Below are 1,174 nucleotides of genomic sequence, written 5' to 3'. Positions count from 1 at the left end.
CAGATCACCTTCAACTACCTCGGCCAACCGGCCGACGGCGCCGATCGAATCCTGCAAACGGCCCCAGGGCCTGACAACGCGACGATCGGCGACCGCAACGTTCTGCCGACACCCGTCGACCTCACCGTCGCCCCCGCCCTCGATNCGACCGGTTCTCCACCGAGCTTGAAACCGCCGCCCGGCTCGTCCCGCTCACCGCCGCCCCGCTCGCCGATCCAGCACGCATCCTGATCCTGATCCACCCCGTCGGTGGCCTGCTCGACTGGTACAAGCCCCTGGTCGCCGGTCTCGGCCCCAACTGGGACTGCTACGGCATCCCCCGTGACCGAACCTGCGACGACACCGCGATGCAGGCACTGGCCCGCAGCTACCTCGCGCGGATCCGGGCCGCTCACCCGACCGGCCGATACACCCTGGCCGGCTGGTGCCTCGGCGGGCCACTGGCCTACGAGATCGCCCTCCAAGCGCACGCCGACGGCGAGGGCGACCGCATCGACGACGTGATCCTCCTGGACCCACCACGAGCCGAAACGCCCACGAACTCCCACGACATCCTGATCACCCACATCCACAACGCCTGCCCGCACCAGACGAGATCCATCGTCGTCGAGGCCCTCGCCGCGACCGAGCAGTTGGGGATCCCGGAACGCGCGGCGGCGCTCGTCGCCCGCCTCGGGCTGGCAGGACCCGGCAGCTCCGACTACCCGCTGCTCGGGCAGATGCTGATGCGGCTCGGCGATCACGCAGCGATGGACAGCTGGCGACCGACGGGGCAGCTGCCGCATCTTAGGCTGTGTCTGCCTCAGGCCGTCACACCCGGCAGCGAGAACGCCGGCGAATCCTGGCGTTCCCACGCTGCGGCCCTGACCGTCACCGTTGTCCCCGGCGATCACGAGAGCATGCTGACCTCCGAGGAACTGCACCGGGCTCTGACCGCGCCTTGCGATTCCCACCCTCACCAGGCAAACGGTCGATGACGTGCAGGCCCCGCTGCCGCCGCCCGGCGCCAGCCAGGGTGGTTGGACGCGCCCAGACGCTCCAACGTGGCGTCCCGCCGGATCAGCCAGAACTGTGACGGGCGGAATGCAAGATCCACCTTCGGTGAATCGATTGGGGAATTACCGAAAGGAATGAAAGGAGCGCGTGTCGGGCCCATTGGCGCAAGGCAATGCGC

Annotated in this window: 1 protein-coding gene; it reads left to right on the top strand. The window is 68.8% G+C overall.

The annotated features are described in order from the left end of the window. Nucleotides 1-224 precede the first annotated feature (224 nt). The gene (locus tag ABEB28_RS40395) at nucleotides 225-977 is read left to right on the top strand and encodes a thioesterase domain-containing protein (RefSeq protein ID WP_345733607.1); all 753 of its coding nucleotides are present in this window, start codon (nucleotides 225-227) and stop codon (nucleotides 975-977) included. Nucleotides 978-1,174: the final 197 nt, after the last annotated feature.

The organism is Cryptosporangium minutisporangium (assembly GCF_039536245.1).
Classification (GTDB): domain Bacteria; phylum Actinomycetota; class Actinomycetes; order Mycobacteriales; family Cryptosporangiaceae; genus Cryptosporangium; species Cryptosporangium minutisporangium.
This window is presented reverse-complemented; position numbering and strand designations above follow the sequence as displayed.